The organism is Pseudoponticoccus marisrubri, assembly GCF_001482405.1.
Lineage (GTDB): Bacteria > Pseudomonadota > Alphaproteobacteria > Rhodobacterales > Rhodobacteraceae > Pseudoponticoccus > Pseudoponticoccus marisrubri.
Window position 1 is genome coordinate 66,702 of record NZ_LPXO01000003.1, and the last position, 13,026, is coordinate 79,727.

A 13,026-nucleotide genomic window follows, 5' to 3' on the forward strand; every position below is an offset into this window, starting at 1 on the left:
TATATCGGCCCGACGTTCCGCTGTAAGACGACCTCAAACATCGCGTGGAAAGACGAGGGCACGACATGGCGACCGATTTCGAGAAGATGGCCGAGCAGATGGCCAGCGGGCAGGGCTTCATTGCCGCGCTGGACCAGTCCGGCGGCTCCACCCCCAAGGCGCTGCGCCTCTACGGGGTGACCGAGGACATGTATGATGGCGAAGAGGCCATGTTCGACGAGATCCACGCCATGCGGTCGCGGATCATCACCGCGCCCGATTTCACCAGCGACAAGGTGATCGGCGCGATCCTGTTCGAGCGCACCATGCGCGGCACGATCGACGGCACGCCGGTGGCGCAGGTGCTGTGGCAGGACCGCGGCATCGTGCCCTTCCTGAAGATCGACAAGGGGCTGATGGACAAGGAAAACGGCGTGCAGCTGATGAAGCCGATCCCGGGCCTGTCCGAGACGCTGGCCGATGCCAAGGGCTTCGGCATCTTCGGCACCAAGGAACGTTCGGTCATCCATTCGGCCGACGAGACCGGCATCAAGGCGATCGTCGCGCAGCAGTTCGAGCTGGGCCGCGAAGTGCTGGAGGCCGGTCTGGTGCCGATCCTGGAACCCGAGGTGGACATCAACGCGCCCGACAAAGCCGAGGCCGAGGCCATCCTCAAGCGCGAGATCCTGACCCATCTGGACACGCTGGAGGCCGGGCAGGAGATCATGCTCAAGCTGACCATCCCGACCGAGGACAACCTTTATGACGCGCTGGCCGACCATCCGCGCGTGATCCGCGTCGTGGCGCTGTCGGGCGGCTATTCCACCGACGAGGCCTGCGAGCGACTGGCGCGGCAGGGCAAGATGATCGCCTCGTTCAGCCGCGCGCTGGCCGAAGGGCTGACCAAGCAGCTCTCGGATTCCGAGTTCAACGCGGCGCTCGGCTCCAATATCGACAAGATCTACCGCGCCTCGGCCTGACACGCCCGGGCCCGCCGCGATCCGAGCCCCCGGTCCCGCAAGGGCCGGGGGTTTTTTTATGCGCGCGGGGTGCCGATCTTGGAAAAAGAATCCCTTTTCGACAGCGGGTTAAGTGGAGCAGAGCGATTTTTTCGCGCGCCCCGCCAAGGACACCGGATCCGGCCACGTCCCAGTTTCGAAGCCCGGGACAGGGACGCCCAGAACGGCCCTCCATCCTGGGCTTGCATGGAAACGTTTGACCCAAAGGACACAGAGATGACCCGTTTTGCCAAGACCGCCCTCACCGCCCTTGCCCTGATCGCCGGCGCCTCGGCCGCCATGGCCACGCAGGGCGACAAGATCACTGCGCTCGGCTATGGCCACACCCAGCAGCACGCCAAGCTGGTCACCGTCGACACGTGGCAGAAGGCGGCGCAGGACTCTTACGGCTATGCCGACTGGAACACGGCCTATATCGGCCACATGGAATGTTTCGAGAAATCCTACCAGGCGCCGTCGCAGCAGTTCTCGACCCTCTCGCGCGAGATCATCCGCACTGGCGGCGACAGCAACGCGCCGTGGTCCTGCATCGTCAGCGGCTACCAGGAGGTCCGGCAGGGCAATACGAGCTACAAGTACTGAGCCCAGCCTGTCCGGCGCGCGCGAGGGCCCGTCCCGCCCCCGCGCGCGTCCATGCAACGGCCTGCGCCGGTCATCCCCGACTGCTGCGGGCCCGGTAATCGGCCAGGGTCTTGCCCGGCTCGTCGACGAACAGGCCGGGCAGAGGAGAGAGATGGGTGATCCGGTCGATCCGGAAGCTCAGGAAATCGCCCTCTGTCTCGCTCCAGGCCACGCAGGACCAGATACGCCCCCAGTAATCCAGATGCAGCGGGCGGATCTCGTGGCTGCGCTCCCCAAGACCCACCCGCAGCTTCTGATGCGAGCGGATGGCCGCGCGGATGGCCGGCATGTGCACGAAGCCGCGCGCCGCCTCCGAGAAGGCATCGGTGGCAAAGCCGAACCGGGCGGGGACCGCGCCGGCATCCTCGGGCAGCACCGCGTCGATCTTGGCCGAGAGGCTCTGCGCTGCCTCGGCCACCTCGCCCATGGCGCTCGCCCCCAGTGCGGCAAGGGCGAGGTGCAGCGCCTCCAGCTCGGCCTGCGTCAGGTTCAGCGGTGGCAGCGTGACGGCGGCCTGCGCGGTATAGCCATAGCCGCGTGCGCCCTCGACCGGCACACCCGAGGCAGCCAGCGTTTCCATGTCGCGATAGATCGTGCGCACCGAGACGCCGAGGTCCTGCGCCATGGCCTCGGCCGTGTGCAGCCTGCCGTCGCGCAGCCGCTGCATCAGCGCGTAGAGCCGGTCCTTTCTCTGCATCTCCGCCCCCGTGCCGTCCAAATTTCGTGAACGAAATTTGCAAAAGTTTTCGGAAAACTTTTGCGCCCAGCGGGACCCATACTGCCATAATCCTGACAACTGACAAGCTCATGACACACGCGCTCCGGACGGCGGGCGCTTTGCCGCTTTCCACACCGTCGCGATGGCTTTACACGGGCGCTGTGGCATGTATCGCCGGCGGCGCCGCGCCCCGGCCTGAGAGGAGAACGTCATGGGACTTGGGAATATCGGCCTTCCGGGCCTTCTGCTGATCGCCGTCGTCGTGCTGGTCCTGTTCGGCCGCGGCAAGATCTCGAGCCTGATGGGCGAGGTCGGCAAGGGCATCACGGCCTTCAAGAAAGGTGTCAGCGAGGGCGGGCAGGAGCTCGAGGACCAGAAGGCCGACGAGGCCCGCGACATCACGCCCGACAGCGACACCGCGCGCAGCGAGGCGGAGCGCGACGGGAAGGACAAGGCGTAATCCATGTTCGACCTGGGCTGGAGCGAGCTTCTGATCATCGGGATCGTGGCGCTGATAGTGGTTGGCCCCAAGGATCTGCCGGTGCTGTTCCGCAATGTCGGCCGTTTCATGGGCAAGGCCCGCGGCATGGCGCGCGAGTTCAGCCGCGCCATGAACGATGCCGCCGATGAAAGCGGCGTGCGGGACGTGGCCAAGACCTTCAAGTCCGCGACCAACCCGGTGGGCAGCGCGATGGACGGCGTCAAGGATGCCGCGAAATCCATGACCAGCCTGGATCCGGACAGCGAGACCGGCAAGCTGTCCAAGGAGCGCGCCGAGGCCAAGCGCAAGATCGAGGCCAATGCCGCGCGCGCCGCGGCCGAGCGAAAGAAGCGCGAAGCCGAGGAGGCCGCGCGCCGCGCCGAGAAGCTGGAGGCGGAGCTGGCCCGCGAGGCCGAGGCCGAGCCTGCGGCGACTGAAACGGGCGCGGCCGAAACCACCGCGACCAAGGGCAAAGAGGGCGATGCATGAGCGCGACCGATGACGAGATCGAGGACAGCTCGGCCCCGCTGATCGAGCACCTGGCCGAATTGCGCACGCGGCTGATCCGCTCGGTGATCGCGCTGATGGTGGGGGTGATCCTCGCCTTTGTCGTGGCCGAGCCGATCCTGCAATTCCTGCTGACCCCGATCGAGGCGACGCTGCGGGATCTGGGGGACCCGTCGCCCACGCTGCAATATACCAGCCCGCAGGAATACCTGTTCACGCTGTTCCGCATCTCGATGGTGTTCGGCTTCGCGCTGGCCTTTCCGGTGATCGGCCACCAGATGTGGCGCTTCGTGGCGCCGGGGCTCTACCGGAACGAGAAATCCGCCTTCCTGCCCTTCCTGATCGCCTCGCCGGTGATGTTCCTGCTGGGGGCGAGCTTTGCGCATTTCGTGGTCACGCCGCTGGCCATGAGCTTCTTCCTGGGCTTTGCCGATGTCAGCTCGATCTTCGCCAACCTGCTGGCGAGCGCGGTCGAGGGCGTGCCGGCCGAGCCGGGGCTCGTCGTTCCCGAGACCGACGAGGGCGTCAAGATCACCTTCTTCGGCAAGGTCAACGAGAGCCTGCACATCACGCTGGTCTTCATCATGGCGTTCGGCCTGTGTTTCCAGCTGCCGGTTCTGCTGACGCTGATGGGCAAGGCGGGGCTCGTGTCGGCCGCGGGGCTGGGCGCGGTACGCAAATATGCCGTGGTCGCCATCCTCGTGCTGGCCGCGCTGGTCACGCCCCCCGACATCATCACGCAGGTCATCCTGTTCACCGTCGTCTACGGGCTCTACGAGATCTCGATCTTCCTTGTCGGACGCGTCGAGAAGAAGCGCGAGAAGGAGCTGCGCGAACAGGGCCTGTGGTTCGAGGAGGATGACGACCCGATGATGGCCGAGTTCGACGAGGACGAGGACAAGTGATGCCCAAGGATCAGGCAGAGACCGCCGCGCTCGACCGGATCGCGGCGGCCTTGGAAAGACTGGCCCCGGCGCCGCTGGAGGCGCCGGATTTCGCCGCGGCCGAGGCCTTTGTCTGGCACGTGGCGCCCGACCGGCTGGTGCCGGTGCCGCAGGTCAACCGCGTCGCGCTGGACCTGCTTCTGGGGATCGAGCGGTCGCGTGACACGCTGCTGGCCAACACTCTGCAATTCGCCCGCGGCCTGCCGGCCAACAACGCGCTGCTCTGGGGCGCGCGGGGCATGGGCAAGTCGAGCGTGGTCAAGGCGGTGCATGCCGCCGTGCGCGACGAGGGCCATGATCTGAAACTGGTCGAGCTCCAGCGCGAGGACCTGCCCTCGGTCGGGCGTCTGCTGGGGCTTCTGCGCGACGCGCCATACCGTTTCGTGCTGTTCTGCGATGACCTGTCCTTTTCCCATGACGACCAGCACTACAAGAGCCTCAAGGCCGTGCTGGATGGCGGGGTCGAGGGGCGGCCGGACAACGTGGTCTTCTACGCCACCTCGAACCGGCGCCACCTGATGCCGCGCGACATGATCGAGAATGAGCGGTCGACCGCGATCAACCCGTCCGAGTCGGTCGAGGAGAAGGTCTCGCTGTCGGATCGCTTCGGGCTCTGGCTGGGTTTCCACCCCTGTTCGCAGGACGAGTACCTGGAAATGATCCGCGGCTATTGCGCGGCCTACGGGGTCGAGATCGCCGAGGAGGAACTGCGCGCCGAGGCGGTGGAATGGCAGGCCACGCGCGGCGCCCGCTCGGGGCGTGTGGCGTGGCAGTTCTTCACCGACCTCGCCGGGCGCAAGGGTGTGGCCCTCGGCTGAGCGCCGCTTTGGCGAAACGAAACCGCCCCGGACCGTGATGGCCGGGGCGGTTTCGTTTCGGACGATGCCCGCGCGGGTCAGCGCAGGTAGGCCATGGGATCGGTGCTCTCGAAGCCCTGGCGCACCTCGAAATGCAGGAAGCTGGGATCGCCCGGGCGCACCTTGCCCAGGGTCTGGCCGCGGCTGACCGCGTCGCCCTTCTCGACGGTGATGTTGTCGAGATGGGTGTAGACGGTGATCAGGTCGCCCGGATGGCGGATCAGCAGGAACTTGACCCCCTCGGCCGTGGTGCTGACCGAGGCGACGCTGCCCGAGGCCGCGGCCTTGACCGGCGTGCCCGCGGGGGCCGAGATGTCGATCCCCTCGTTCCGGCCCTTGGCATAGTCGCGGATGATCGCGCCCTCGACGGGCTTGATCATGGCCGCGTCGCGGGCGGGCTCGGCCGCCTCTTGCCCGATATCGGCAACGGGCTCCTCTGGGTCCGGCTCGGGCGCGGTGGCCTGGTCCTGCGCGCTCGGGGCGGGCGTGTTGGCGGCGGGCGGCGTCTCCTGCGGCAGCGGGCGCGAGGCCGAGGGCGGCGGCGGCGTGGGCGAGCCGTCGCCGGGATCGGTCACCGCCTCGGTCGCGCTCTCGCCGCTGTCCTGCACCACGGGGATCAGCAGGAACTGCCCCTCGCGCAGGGTATAGTCGCTGTCCAGCCCGTTCCACTGCGCCAGCGAGCGCGGCGTCACGCCGTAGAGCCGCGCGATGGTGAAGGCGGTCTCGCCCCGGGTCACCTGGTGGCGCACCGGTTCCTCGCCCGTCTGCGGCTGCGGCTGCGACGCGCTGCGGCGCTGCGAGGTGTCGGGCGCGTTGTCCAGCGCATTGCCGGCCAGCGTGGCCACGTCGACCTCGGCCGCAGGGCGGATCGGGCCGGTGGTGGGGGCGCCGGTCGCGGGCGAGGGCTCGGCCACGCGGCGGGGCAGGGCGATGATCTCGCCGCGCCGCAGCGGGTCGTCCACCTGCACGCCGTTGTAGCGGGCCAGCTCGCCCGGGCTGAGCCCGATCCGGTTGGCCAGCGAGGTCACGGTATCGCCGCGCCGTGCCACCGCCACCTGGTAGTTCGGATATGAGATGATGCCGCGGTCATCGGGGTCGGGCCGGTCGGCCACCGCCTGCCGGGCGGCATCGGACGTGTCGAACCGGCTGCCGATCTTGCCGCGCAGGTCGAGGTCCAGACCGTCGGCACAGGCGCCGAGCGTCAGGACAAGGGCAAGGGCCGTAGCCGTACGGGGGGCTGCTGTCATCGCATCGTCCTCAATTCGCGCCCCTTGTTGGCCGGGACGTCCTTGGTTGCGGGCCGGGTCAATCCTTGCCCAGACCCTCGACCAGCGGCACGAAGCGCACCGGCCTGAGCTCGTCATACTCGAACCCGCTTTCCGTCCGGGTGACGCGGATCAACCGCTGCACCGCGTCGGACTGGCCCACGGGCACCACCATGATACCGCCGATCTTCAACTGGGCCAAGAGCGGGCCGGGCGGATCCTCGGCTGCGGCGGTCACGAGTATGCGGTCGAAGGGCGCCTGGTCGGGCAGCCCGAAGGAGCCGTCGGCGGTGAACACGGTGATGTTCGCCAGCCCCAGCCGGTCGAACACCTCGCGCGCGGCGATCACCAGCCGGCGGTGCCGGTCCACCGTGTAGACCCGCCGTGCCAGAAGGCTGAGGATCGCGGCCTGGTAGCCCGAGCCCGTGCCGACCTCGAGCACCTTGTCGCGCGGCCCCACGCGCAGCGCCTGCGTCATCAGCGCCACCACCGAGGGCTGCGAGATGGTCTGCCCGCAGGCGATGGGCAGAGGCATGTCCTCGTAGGCGCGATCGCGGAAATAGCCCTGGATGAAGGCGCCGCGGTCGATCTTCTCCATCGTCGACAGGATCGCCTTGTCGGTCACGCCCTTCGAGCGCAGGGCGAAGAGGAACTGCATCTTGGCTTCGGCGTCGAAGCTCATGAAAAGGCGTCTCCCAGCGCGGCCAGCGCGTCATGGGCGGTCAGGTCGGCGCGCATCGGGGTGACGCTGACATAGCCTTGCAGGTTCACATCCGCGTCCGAACCGGCGCTGGCGGCCGCGCGCTGGTCGCCGCCCCGCACCCAGAGAAAGCGCCGCCCCGAAGGCGACAGGTGCGGCTCGACGGCAAAGCGCGTGCCCTGCCGGATGCCCTGCGGCACGACGCGCGTGCCGGCCACGTGGCTCGCGGGGACGGGGGGGAAGTTGACGTTGTAGAACAGCCGGTAGCCGTCGCCCGCGCCGGGATCGGCGGCGATGATGCGGCGCAGCACCTCGGCGCCATGCGCCTCGGCCGCCTCGAACGGGTTTTCAAGGTCCCGCGTGTCGGGGCCCAGGTATTGCGACAGGGCGATGGACAGCAGCCCCTGCAGCGCGCCCTCCAGCGCACCGCCCAGCGTGCCGGAATAGAGCGCGTTCTCGGCCGAGTTGTTGCCCCGGTTCACCCCCGACAGGACCAAGTCCGGCGGGCTGTCGCGCAGCACGTCGTGCAGGCCCGCCAGCACGCAATCCGCCGGGCTGCCCTCGGCGGCAAAGCGGCGCTCGCCCATCTGCGCGATCATCGTGGGATGGGTGTAGGAGATGCAATGCGCCACGCCCGATTGCTCGAAGGCGGGGGCCACGGTCCAGACCTCGCCCTCGGGCCCGGCCAGCTCATGGGCGATCCGCTCCAGCGCGGCCAGTCCCGGCGCGTTGATGCCGTCGTCATTGGTGATGAGAATGCGCATGTCAGAGTGCCTGTCTTGCTCTGAACCGTCCTTAGAGGACAGGGGTGCGCAGGGCAAGCGGCCGAGGGCGGGGCGCATGGCCCCGGTGCCGTCATCGGCGCACCGTACCGCCGCGAGGCGGTTGTCCGGTCAGTCGCGGATCTCGGCCAGCAGGCGCGCGGCCTCCTCGGCCGGGCGGGCCAGCGGGGCGCGGTCCTCGCCGGGATGGAAGCGCGCGCGGGTATGCGTCTCCATCGGGCGCGGGGTCAGGATGCGGATGGCGGGGCCGAACCTCTCGTGCTCGGCCGCCCAGCTGCGCGCCAGCGCGATCTGCGCCGACTTGGTGGTGCCGTAATGGCCATAGAACTTCTCGCCGCCATGCGGGTCGTCGAAGAACAGCGCCGTGCCCATGTCTCCCAGCAGCGGCGCCACGAAGGGGACCAAGTGGCCCATCGCGTCGATATTGGTGCTGACCGATTTCTTCCAGTCCTTGGCATCCAGATGCGCCGCCGGGGTCAGCGGCGCGGCATGGATCGCCGTATGGGCCCAGAGCGTGATGCCGCCCCAGCGGTCATGGATCGAGCGGCACATATGCGCCATCGCGTCGCGGTCGCAGATGTCAAGCGGCGCCAGCGTGGCCGACCCGCCCTTGGCCTTGATCCGGTCGTCCAGCTCTTCCAGCCCGCCGACGGTGCGGGCCACGGCGATGACGTGATAATCCGGCGCGAGCGCTTCGCCCAGGGCAAAGCCAAGCCCGCGCGAGGCACCGGTGATGAGGGCGATCTGGGTCATCTGCGCTGTCTCACCCGAGCGGCGGCAAAGGTCAAGCGGCCAGTCACGCGCCGCTCAGGCCGCGGGCATGGCCAGGGTCTGCGACCGACCGCGTGCCTGCAGGATGACCCGTGCGTCCGAGATGCCCAGCACGCGATGCCCGCCGACCTTGTCGCCGCGAGCCACCTTGTGCATCTGCCCGTCGGGCAGGCGGATCAGCGCGCTCATCGAGGCCTCGGTGCCGAACGTGCCCAGCAGCATCATCCCGTCGCGCGCCAGCGGCGCCTCGGTCGTGGCCAGTTCCCGGGCCTTGGTCATCTGGCCGTCCTCGGCCGCTTCGGTCCGGGCCGCCTGGGCGCGGGCAACAGTTTTCTCGAACCCGGCCGGCCGAGGCCGGGGGCGCAGGGAGCTTTCCAGCATGGATAGACACACCTTCTTGTCTGGCGTTGCGCACCGGGAGTGATCCGGTGCGATCCGCCATCTAGGCCCGATGCTGCAGCTGCGAAAGAGGGGGTGCCGGCCATGCGCCGGAAGGCGCCGTTTGCGCTATCCGCGATCGGCGGAAGCTTGCAGGGCGGTCATCATGCCGCGCCGCACAGTGGGCGCGGCGGCTTTTGGGGCAGGGGCAGAGGCGGCGTTCCGCCTATTCCGCCGCCTTCATCTGGAAGCCCTTCTCGATCATGTCGGCGGGCTCCACCGGGTATTCGCCCGAGAAACAGGCATCGCAATATTGCGGCTGGTCCGGATCGCGGCCGCCGGCCTCGCCCACCGCGCGGTAGAGACCGTCAAGCGAGATGAAGCGCAGGGAATCGACCCCCAGATGGGCGCACATCTCGTCCTCGGACATGGTGGCGGCCAGCAGCTTTTCGCGCTGCGGCGTGTCCACCCCGTAGAAACAGGGCCAGGCGGTGGGCGGCGAGGCGATGCGGAAATGCACCTCCTTGGCGCCGGCATCGAGGATCATCTCCTTGATCTTGCGGCTGGTCGTGCCGCGCACCACCGAGTCGTCGACAAGGATCACCTTCTTGCCGCGGATCAGCGCGCGATTGACGTTCAGCTTGAGCCGGACGCCCATGTTGCGGATCTGCTCGGTGGGCTCGATGAAGGTGCGGCCCATATACTGGTTGCGCACGATGCCCATGCCGTAGGGGATGCCCGATTCATGGGCAAAGCCGATCGCGGCCGGCGTGCCGCTGTCGGGCACGGGGCAGACAAGATCCGCGTCCACCGCGGCCTCGCGCGCCAGCTCGACCCCGATCTGGCGCCGCGTCTCGTAGACCGAGCGCCCGCCGATGATCGAATCGGGGCGCGAGAAATAGACATGTTCGAAGATGCAGAAGCGCGGCCGCGCGGGGCGGAAGGGGTGATGGCTCTCGACGCCCTTCTCGGCGGTGATGACGACCATCTCGCCCGGCTCGATCTCGCGCACGTATTCCGCGCCGATGATGTCCAGCGCGCAGGTCTCGGAGGACAGGCACCAGCCATCGCCGATCCGGCCCAGCACCAGCGGGCGCACGCCCAGCGGGTCGCGCACGCCGATCAGCTTGGTGCGTGTCATGGCCACCACCGAGAACGCCCCCTCGACCCGGCGCAGCGCATCCTCCATCCTGGCGGGGATGTCGCGTTGCAGCGAGCGGGCCATCAGGTGGATGATGCATTCGCTGTCGCTGGAGCTCTGGAAGATCGACCCGCGGTCGATCATCTCGCGCCGCAGCGCGTCGGCATTGGTGATGTTGCCATTATGCGCGATCGCCGCGCCGCCCATCGAGAACTCGCCGAAGAAGGGCTGCACGTCGCGGATCGCGGTCGGCCCTTTCGATCCGGCGGTGGAGTAGCGGACATGCCCGATGGCCAGCTGGCCGGGCAGGGTCTCCATCAGCGACTGCTTGGTGAAGTTGTCGCGCACATAGCCGAAGCGGCGCGCCGAGTTGAAGCCCTGGTCGGGCTGGTACGAGACGATGCCGCCCGCCTCCTGCCCGCGATGCTGCAGGGCATGCAGGCCGAGGGCGACGAAATTGGCGGCATCACTGAGACCCACCACGCCGAAAATGCCGCATTCCTCGCGCAGCTTGTCGCCGTCGGAAGAGCCGTCATAGTCGAAAGGGTGGGCCGGGGGCATGTGGGCGTCGGACAAGGCGCGCTCCGAATCCAGATGGGCTTACCCGCCTTCCTTAATCGCTCCGGCCGCCCGTGTCACGAAACGATCACATATGGTGCCGTCGCGCAACGGGACCTGCCCAATCCCCGGTCACCGCAGAAACGGCCCGCGCCGCTTTTCGGTGACCGGGGCCCCGGGCCGGCCCGGATCCGCGTCTCAGACCAGTGGCGCGCGGGGCGTGGCGTGGCGCGGGCGGCGCTCGTCCCGGCCCATCAGCCGGTGGGCGGCTTCGCTGCGCATCCGGCGGCCGCGGGCCATGTAGAAGGCGGTGTCGATCGAGCCGTCGGGGCGGGTGTGAATGCGGGGCGGTGTCATGGCGTGTCTCCTTGTCTGTCGTGACACCAGAGTGCCCGGCGCAGGCGGCGCGCGCTTGAAGGCCGCCTTGTGCTTTGCTTGCCGAACCCTTCTGATTTGCCGAAGGCATCCCGTCGCGCTTTGTGGACGGGCGCGCGGCGGTTAGGATGGGGCGATGAGATACCGCTTCGCAGATGTCACGCTCGACCTCGCCCGGCACGAGCTGCGGCGCGACGGCGCGCCCGTGCATGTAGAGCCGCAGGTCTTCGCGCTGCTGGCCCTGCTGGCCCGGCGGGCGGGCGAGGTGGTCAGCCGCGACGCGCTGATCGCCGAGGTCTGGAAGGGGCAGATCGTCTCGGATGCGACGGTGGCGGCCCGGATCAGCGCCGCGCGCGCCGCGGTGGGCGATACCGGCCGCGATCAGGCGATCATCCGGACAGTGCCGCGCGTGGGCGTGCAGCTGGTGGCCGAGATCCTGCCGGAGGACGGCCCGCCGCCGGGGCCGGAGAGCCCCGACAACGCGATGCCGCCGCTCGACGTGCGCATGGCCACGTCGCCGGACGGCGCGGGGCTGGCCTGGAGCGCGCTGGGGCAGGGGCCGCCACTGCTGCGCGCGGGGCATTGGATGACGCATCAGGAGATGGACCTGACCAGCCCGGTCTGGCGGCCCTGGATCGATCGGCTGGCGCGCGGGCGGCGGCTGGTGCGCTACGATCCGCGCGGCACGGGCATGTCCGAGCGGGGCTGCCCCGACGTGTCCTTCGACAAGCTGGTCGAGGATCTGGGCGCCGTGGCAGATGCGGCGGGGCTTGAGCGGTTCTCGATCTTTGCCGCCTCGCAGAGCGCCTCGGTCGCCTGCGCCTATGCCGCGCGCCATCCCGAGCGGATCGACCGGCTGATCCTCTACGGCGCCTTCGCGCAGGGCAGCAGCGTGCGCGACGGAGAGGTGGGCGCAGCCATGACCCGGGCGCTGAGCGAAATGATCCTGAAGGGCTGGGGCAAGCCGCAGGTGGGCGCGATGCGCTGCTTCTCCTCGCTGTTCCTGCCGCAGGCCAGCGATGCGCAGCTGCAGAGCTTCATCGACCTGCAGGTGGCCTCGGCCAGCCCGGAATGGGCCGCGACCCTGCGCGAGGTCTGTTCAAACGTGGACGTGACCGGGCTGCTGCCGCAGGTCCGCGCGCCGGTGCTGGTCTGCCACGCGCTGCACGACTCGCTGCAACCCTTCTCGCAGGCCCAGCTGTTCGCCCGGCTGCTGCCCGATGCCAGCCTGCTCAGCATCGACAGCGGCAATCATATCCTGGTGCCGGACGAGCCGGGCTTTACCCGGCTGATGGACGCGGTGGACGCCTTCCTGGCGCGTTAGGGTTCAGCCCTCGTCGACGGGGGCCGGGGCGTCGCAGACGCCGACAAGCTGCTCGTATTGCGCGGTGATCCAGCCCAGGGCCTGCTCGGGGTTCTGCTGCTCGATCCGGTCGGTGAAGCGCGAGAAGACGGCGGCCGAGCGGCTGTCGTCGATCATCGCGATATCCTGCGCGGTAATCACGGTCTGGTAAACGAAGAAGGCGATCGCCACCAGCAGAATGCCGCGTGCGACGCCGAAGAAGAAGCCGAGCGCCTGGTCGATCCCGCCCAGGGCGGATTTCTGCACGATCGACGAGAAGAGGGGCGTGAACAGCGACACTACGACCAGCGCCACGGTGAAGACCGCGGCAAAGGCGGCGATGATCGACAATTCGCAGCTGTCGGACAGGAACTCGCCGATCACCGGCACTTCCTTGATCAGCGGCTGCGCCTGGTCGGCGAACATGAAGGCGAGGATTGCTGCGAACACCCATCCCAGGATGGCCATGATCTCTCGCACCACGCCCCGTGAATAGGCGAGAAGCGCCGAGAGCACGATCACGACGCCCACGACCCCGTCGACTACGGTAAAGCCTTCCATCTGCTCAACGCCCCTTTGTTGCCCGCG

16 protein-coding genes are annotated in these 13,026 nt (G+C 68.5%); 7 read left to right on the forward strand and 9 right to left on the reverse strand.

Annotated elements, in window-relative coordinates; all coding sequences use genetic code 11:
• Window positions 1–65 precede the first annotated feature (65 nt).
• Complete coding sequence (locus AVJ23_RS06315) at window positions 66–959, forward strand: fructose bisphosphate aldolase (RefSeq protein ID WP_058861321.1); 894 nt, start codon at window positions 66–68, stop codon at window positions 957–959.
• A 255-nt stretch (window positions 960–1,214) separates the two neighbouring features.
• Window positions 1,215–1,580: a hypothetical protein gene (locus tag AVJ23_RS06320; RefSeq protein ID WP_058861322.1), complete on the forward strand. Its 366-nt coding sequence runs from the start codon at window positions 1,215–1,217 to the stop codon at window positions 1,578–1,580.
• Between the two features lie 70 nt (window positions 1,581–1,650).
• Here the strand turns inward: AVJ23_RS06320 and AVJ23_RS06325 are convergent, their stop codons facing one another.
• Entirely contained in the window at window positions 1,651–2,316 is a 666-nt protein-coding gene (locus tag AVJ23_RS06325; RefSeq protein WP_058861323.1) for a helix-turn-helix transcriptional regulator, read from the reverse strand.
• A 232-nt stretch (window positions 2,317–2,548) separates the two neighbouring features.
• Here AVJ23_RS06325 and AVJ23_RS06330 point away from each other — a divergent pair, with 232 nt between their 5' ends.
• From AVJ23_RS06330 to AVJ23_RS06345, 4 genes are read left to right on the forward strand one after another with little or no spacing between them, the layout of a single operon-like run.
• Complete coding sequence (locus AVJ23_RS06330; RefSeq protein ID WP_058861324.1) at window positions 2,549–2,797, forward strand: twin-arginine translocase TatA/TatE family subunit; 249 nt, start codon at window positions 2,549–2,551, stop codon at window positions 2,795–2,797.
• A 3-nt stretch (window positions 2,798–2,800) separates the two neighbouring features.
• Window positions 2,801–3,307 (forward strand): Sec-independent protein translocase protein TatB, encoded by a 507-nt coding sequence (gene tatB, locus AVJ23_RS06335; protein ID WP_058861325.1) that lies wholly within the window; start codon window positions 2,801–2,803, stop codon window positions 3,305–3,307.
• Window positions 3,304–4,230 carry a twin-arginine translocase subunit TatC gene (gene tatC, locus AVJ23_RS06340; RefSeq protein ID WP_058861326.1) on the forward strand — a complete coding sequence of 309 codons (927 nt, stop codon included), beginning with the start codon at window positions 3,304–3,306 and terminating at the stop codon, window positions 4,228–4,230. Before tatB ends, tatC begins: the two co-directional genes overlap by 4 nt.
• On the forward strand, window positions 4,230–5,087 hold the full coding sequence (locus AVJ23_RS06345) for an ATP-binding protein (protein ID WP_058861327.1): 858 nt from the start codon (window positions 4,230–4,232) through the stop codon (window positions 5,085–5,087). Before tatC ends, AVJ23_RS06345 begins: the two co-directional genes overlap by 1 nt.
• A gap of 77 nt (window positions 5,088–5,164) precedes the next feature.
• On the opposite strand, the gene AVJ23_RS06350 is transcribed toward AVJ23_RS06345, so the two are convergent.
• The 7 genes from AVJ23_RS06350 to AVJ23_RS22770 form a co-directional block, all read right to left on the reverse strand.
• On the reverse strand, window positions 5,165–6,373 hold the full coding sequence (locus AVJ23_RS06350; protein ID WP_058861328.1) for a LysM peptidoglycan-binding domain-containing M23 family metallopeptidase: 1,209 nt from the start codon (window positions 6,371–6,373) through the stop codon (window positions 5,165–5,167).
• 58 nt (window positions 6,374–6,431) lie between these two features.
• On the reverse strand, window positions 6,432–7,073 hold the full coding sequence (locus AVJ23_RS06355) for a protein-L-isoaspartate(D-aspartate) O-methyltransferase (protein ID WP_058861329.1): 642 nt from the start codon (window positions 7,071–7,073) through the stop codon (window positions 6,432–6,434).
• A complete protein-coding gene (gene surE / locus AVJ23_RS06360; protein ID WP_058861330.1) occupies window positions 7,070–7,855 on the reverse strand; it encodes a 5'/3'-nucleotidase SurE in 786 nt (261 codons plus the stop codon). Before surE ends, AVJ23_RS06355 begins: the two co-directional genes overlap by 4 nt.
• Before the next feature lie 129 nt (window positions 7,856–7,984).
• On the reverse strand, window positions 7,985–8,626 hold the full coding sequence (locus AVJ23_RS06365) for an SDR family NAD(P)-dependent oxidoreductase (protein WP_058861331.1): 642 nt from the start codon (window positions 8,624–8,626) through the stop codon (window positions 7,985–7,987).
• 54 nt (window positions 8,627–8,680) lie between these two features.
• Window positions 8,681–9,025 (reverse strand): hypothetical protein, encoded by a 345-nt coding sequence (locus AVJ23_RS06370; RefSeq protein WP_058861332.1) that lies wholly within the window; start codon window positions 9,023–9,025, stop codon window positions 8,681–8,683.
• 223 nt (window positions 9,026–9,248) lie between these two features.
• Window positions 9,249–10,724: an amidophosphoribosyltransferase gene (gene purF, locus AVJ23_RS06375; protein ID WP_058861624.1), complete on the reverse strand. Its 1,476-nt coding sequence runs from the start codon at window positions 10,722–10,724 to the stop codon at window positions 9,249–9,251.
• Between the two features lie 195 nt (window positions 10,725–10,919).
• Window positions 10,920–11,078 carry a hypothetical protein gene (locus AVJ23_RS22770; protein WP_157772629.1) on the reverse strand — a complete coding sequence of 53 codons (159 nt, stop codon included), beginning with the start codon at window positions 11,076–11,078 and terminating at the stop codon, window positions 10,920–10,922.
• A gap of 154 nt (window positions 11,079–11,232) precedes the next feature.
• Here AVJ23_RS22770 and AVJ23_RS06380 point away from each other — a divergent pair, with 154 nt between their 5' ends.
• Entirely contained in the window at window positions 11,233–12,420 is a 1,188-nt protein-coding gene (locus AVJ23_RS06380) for an alpha/beta hydrolase (RefSeq protein ID WP_058861333.1), read from the forward strand.
• 3 nt (window positions 12,421–12,423) lie between these two features.
• On the opposite strand, the gene AVJ23_RS06385 is transcribed toward AVJ23_RS06380, so the two are convergent.
• Complete coding sequence (locus AVJ23_RS06385) at window positions 12,424–12,999, reverse strand: CvpA family protein (protein WP_058861334.1); 576 nt, start codon at window positions 12,997–12,999, stop codon at window positions 12,424–12,426.
• Between the last annotated feature and the right edge of the window lie 27 nt (window positions 13,000–13,026).